This window comes from Megasphaera sp. ASD88 (genome assembly GCF_002287425.1).
GTDB lineage: Bacteria > Bacillota > Negativicutes > Veillonellales > Megasphaeraceae > Megasphaera > Megasphaera stantonii.
Genome location: NZ_NQXW01000041.1, coordinates 1 through 4,332, shown reverse-complemented (window position 1 = coordinate 4,332; position 4,332 = coordinate 1). Strand labels below are relative to the sequence as shown.

At 50.2% G+C, this 4,332-nt stretch carries 6 protein-coding genes; all 6 read left to right on the top strand.

The genetic code is table 11. The annotated features are described in order from the left end of the window. Positions 1–1,229 (top strand): AAA family ATPase (locus CJ260_RS12240; RefSeq protein WP_095630405.1); only part of this gene is annotated, 1,229 nt, incomplete at its 5' end. Positions 1,230–1,244: 15 nt separating this feature from the next. Beyond that, positions 1,245–1,571 carry a hypothetical protein gene (locus CJ260_RS12235; protein WP_095630404.1) on the top strand — a complete coding sequence of 109 codons (327 nt, stop codon included), beginning with the start codon at positions 1,245–1,247 and terminating at the stop codon, positions 1,569–1,571. An 11-nt stretch (positions 1,572–1,582) separates the two neighbouring features. Beyond that, a complete protein-coding gene (locus tag CJ260_RS12230; protein WP_095630403.1) occupies positions 1,583–2,308 on the top strand; it encodes a DUF2303 family protein in 726 nt (241 codons plus the stop codon). A 12-nt stretch (positions 2,309–2,320) separates the two neighbouring features. Continuing rightward, the gene (locus CJ260_RS12710; protein ID WP_143747696.1) at positions 2,321–2,848 is read left to right on the top strand and encodes a hypothetical protein; all 528 of its coding nucleotides are present in this window, start codon (positions 2,321–2,323) and stop codon (positions 2,846–2,848) included. After that, positions 2,845–3,930, top strand: a complete 1,086-nt coding sequence (locus CJ260_RS12225) for an ATP-binding protein (protein WP_095630402.1) — start codon at positions 2,845–2,847, stop codon at positions 3,928–3,930. Before CJ260_RS12710 ends, CJ260_RS12225 begins: the two co-directional genes overlap by 4 nt. 14 nt (positions 3,931–3,944) lie before the next feature. Then, a partial coding sequence (locus tag CJ260_RS12220) for a DUF669 domain-containing protein (RefSeq protein WP_095630401.1) occupies positions 3,945–4,332 on the top strand: 388 nt, incomplete at its 3' end.

The following is a 4,332-nucleotide window of genomic DNA, read 5'->3' as shown; positions in this document are numbered from 1 at the left end:
CGACGGAAACCGGCCTGACGGTCATCGGCGGCAACAACGGCCAGGGCAAGACCTCTGTGCTGGATGCTATTGCCTGGGCCTTGGGCGGCGATAAGCTGCGGCCGTCGGACGCCCAGCGGCGCGAAAGCGTCATTCCGCCACGTATCCACATCGAGCTGAGCAACGGCCTGATCGTCGAACGCAAGGGCAAGTCTTCCGCGCTGCATGTCATCGACCCGACCGGGCAGAAAGCCGGCCAGCGGCTATTAGATAGCTTTATTGAAAAACTGGCCTTGAACCTGCCGAAGTTTATGCAGGCGTCGAACAAAGAAAAAGCCGATACGCTGCTGAAGATTATCGGTATCGGCGACGAACTGGCAGGCCTCGAACGGCAGGAACAGTCCTTATATAACCAGCGTCTCGAGATTGGCCGCATTGCAGACCGGAAACGCAAGCACGTCGAGGAAATGGAATACTATCCCGACGCGCCGGACGAACCGGTCAGCGCGGCAGATCTGATCCGCCGACAGCAGGACATCCTGGCCCGTAACGGGGAGAACCAGCGGAAGCGGGACCAACTGGCGACGATGCTAAAGGATAAAAGCCGGGTAGAAGAAAAAATTGCTGAACTGCAGGCGCAGCTGGCGCAATATACCGGACAGGCAGAGACATTGGCTGCTGACCTCGAAACGGCTCAAAAGACCGTTGCGGAACTGCAGGACGAAGGCACGGCAGAGCTGGAAGCGAGTATTGCCAATATCGACGCGATTAACGTCAAGGTGCGAGCCAATGCCGACAAAGTACGGGCCCAGCAGGAAGCAGACGAATTATCTGGCCAATACAATGACTTGTCGGCGCAAATCGATGGAGTTCGTAAAGCAAGGCTGAATTTGCTGGAAAAAGCCCAGATGCCGTTGGCCGGCCTTTCTGTCAATGACGGAGAGCTGACCTATCAGGGCCAGAAATGGGACTGTATGAGTGGCGCTGAACAGTTAAAAGTTTCTACAGCCATTATTCGCTGCCTGAATCCGGAATGCGGGTTTGTCCTGATGGATAAACTAGAGCAGATGGACCGCCACACCTTGGCAGCCTTCGGGGACTGGCTGGAACAGGAGGGCTTGCAGGTCATTGCGACCCGCGTCGGCACGGACGATACGTGCAGCATCATCATCGAAGATGGCTATGTACAGGGCCAGGCAGCGCCGGCAGCGCCTGCGCCGGCAAAACAATGGCAGGTAGGTACGTTTTAAAAGGAGGACATGACCATGAAAGAAAAAGTAAAGTTATCGCTTAACAGTGTATGTGACGGCACGCTGAACAAAGAATTTATGCGCCGCTATCCCATGATTTTGCAGGGCCTAAAAAATGACGAATCGGAAGCTGTCGTTACGGTAAAAATCAAGGTTGCCCGGCTGAAGGATTCTGACACGCTGCTCAAGATGTCCGGCTCCGTCGACGTGAAGATGCCGACATCGGCGAAGAAGCAGTCGGTCTATCAGTTCAATGCCGACGACTTTACGATCCAGTCGGAAAAGCCCCAGGACCCGGAAGAATCACTCACTATTTTACCGTTTTCTAAGGAACAAGCATAGGAGGTACTATCATGGAACAAAAACTCAATATGAACGTCAATGTGCAAGGAAATGAAGCGATTATCCGCATGGGAAAGGCGACGGAGCCCTTTAACTATCCCGGAACCGTATATAAGGCCCTTTCTACGGATTCCTTTGTTGATATTGTAGAAGCGCGCGGCTCGGAACATACCGTTGTCGGCTATCATGATACTGGTTTTGATGCGATTTTGGATGATTCCATTATCAACATGAACCGGGACATTGTGATCTACCGGTTTGCAAGAAGCCTGCAGTTTAACGAATGGGTCGACGTGTTGAATGCGCCGCTGTCGCAGAAACAGCTTATCGATTTTTTGAAATGCCGGCGCGATACGATCCCCGAAGTGCCGGATAAGGAACTGCTGCTGTATAATCTGCAGAACTTCAAGTTTGTGCAGAACATCGAGGCAGACTATTCCCGCATCGATAACAATAACTACACTTTTGCCTTTAAATCAAAAGACGGCGAGGGTACGGTACAGCTGCCGCAGCAGTTTACGGTAAATATCGATATTATCAAAGGCAGTAACTATTTGCAGGAAGTGGAGATAGAATTGGAAATCCGCCGACCTAAATCGGCAGATGAAAAGCCGGCCTTTATCCTGACCTGCCCGAAGTTGGCACGATATGAGGAAGAAGCGCGGCTCCGTGAATACAACCTGTTGATGGAGACAATGGACGTCGATACGTTGCTCGTCAATGCGTCGTTATTTTAGGAGGAATGCGGTATGGGCCGTTTTCGGGACTTAACGCATATGCGTTTTGGAAGATTAGTAATAATACGGCGCATTGGAACTAAATGGAACAGCCCATTATGGCAATGTCACTGCGATTGTGGGAACACGAAAGAGGTGACTACTAGAGACTTGCTTTCTGGTAATACACACTCTTGTGGGTGTTTGCATTCAGAAGAATTAGCCAAGCGCAATCGCACTTATGCTAAACACGGCTGTGCTGATGATCGATTGTATGGAATATGGCACGCTATGAAGCAACGATGTTATGATGCTCATCGCAAAGATTATAAAAATTATGGTGGGCGAGGTATTACTATTTGCGATGAATGGCGCTATGATTTCAATTCTTTTCGTATGTGGGCTTTAGAACATGGATATAATTACCATGCAAAATACGGAGAATGTACAATTGACAGAATTGATGTAAACAAGGGGTATAGTCCAGATAATTGCCAATGGGTTACTGCAAAAGTACAAGCAAATAATAGAAGAAATTCAAAGAAAGGAGCGAGAATATGAAAATCATATCAGGAAAAATAAAGAAGTTTCAAAAAGTAGTTTTATATGGTCCTGAGGGATGCGGTAAATCTACCTTTGCCTCCCGGTTTCCCCGGCCGCTCTTCATCGATACGGAAGGCAGTACAGCCCATTTGGACGTAGACCGGCTGGAACGGCCGTCGTCGTGGGTTATGCTGATGCAGTATATCGACGCCCTTAAAAATGACAATCAGGGGTATCAGACGCTTGTCATCGATACGGTCGACTGGGCGGAGCATCTTTGCGTCGAATATATCTGCCATAAATACCAGCATAACGGCATTGAAGACTTTGGTTATGGCAAGGGATATATGTACGAGAAAGAAGAGTTCGGCCGGCTGCTGAACCGTTTGCAGGATTTAGTGGATACACGCATGAACGTCGTGCTGACGGCTCATGCCATGGTACGGAAATTCGAGCGGCCCGATCAGCCGCCGTACGACCGGTACGAGCTGAAGCTCAATAAGGCCGGCGCGCAGAAAATTTCCGATATGGTCAAGGAATGGGCCGATATGCTGCTCTTTGCTAATTACAAGGAAGAAGTCTATAAGGTCGACTCTAAGGACGGCAGCAGTAAGAAAACAAAGGTCGTCGGCGGCCAGCGCGTCATGTATACGAGTCATCATCCGAACTGGGACGCCAAGAACCGGCACGGCCTGGCAGAATGCCTGCCCTTTGAGTTTGCGCAGATTGCTCATTGTATCCCAAGTATGATACAGGCGGTGTCCGCAGACCCCGCGCCTATACCAACGCCGTCAGTTGAGCCGCCGCCATCTGTTCCGAAATCCATGCAGGAAGAAACGCCCCAGGCATCACCAGCGGCGACTGCTGCACCGAAAGGGGATCTACCGGCGTATTTAAAGCCTTTGTATGACTTAATGGCACGAGAACAGATTACAGAAGAAGAAATCCGAAAGGCCGTTGCTTCGCGGGGATATTTCCCGGAAGACATGCTTATCGAAGCCTATCCAGAAGATTTTGTCAGCGGCTGCTTAGTGGCCGCGTTTCCCACGATCGTGCAGGTCGTGAAAGAATTACGGGAACGGGATACAGTTCCATTTTAAGGAGGTAGTAACATATGGCAGAAGAAAGAGCATTTAGCTGGGACGACGAATACACAGAGGCAGAGGAGTTTACGATCCTGCCGGAAGGGGATTATCCCTTTAAGATTATCAATTTTGAACGGGCCTATTTTGAAGGCAGCGAGAAGATGCCGGCCTGCCCGGAGGCAAAGATTACCTATCAGGTGACGACGCCAGACGGGGCAACGGCGACTGTGCAGCAGAATTTATTCCTGCACTCGAAATTTGAATGGCAGATTACTAACTTTGCCTGCGCAATTGGTCATGCTAAGCGGGGCGATGGCAAATTCCGTATCCGCTGGAACGAAGTCATCGGCGCGACGGGCCGGTTCCGCCTGGGTATCCGTAAATACAATGATAAGGAATATAATCAAGTAAAGAAGT

Bases quoted from the DNA above. Each gene is read 5' to 3' on its own strand.
- CJ260_RS12225 (WP_095630402.1), top strand. From the start codon at position 2,845: ATGAAAATCATATCAGGAAAAATAAAGAAGTTTCAAAAAGTAGTTTTA.
- CJ260_RS12235 (WP_095630404.1), top strand. From the start codon at position 1,245: ATGAAAGAAAAAGTAAAGTTATCGCTTAACAGTGTATGTGACGGCACG.
- CJ260_RS12230 (WP_095630403.1), top strand. From the start codon at position 1,583: ATGGAACAAAAACTCAATATGAACGTCAATGTGCAAGGAAATGAAGCG.
- CJ260_RS12710 (WP_143747696.1), top strand. From the start codon at position 2,321: ATGGGCCGTTTTCGGGACTTAACGCATATGCGTTTTGGAAGATTAGTA.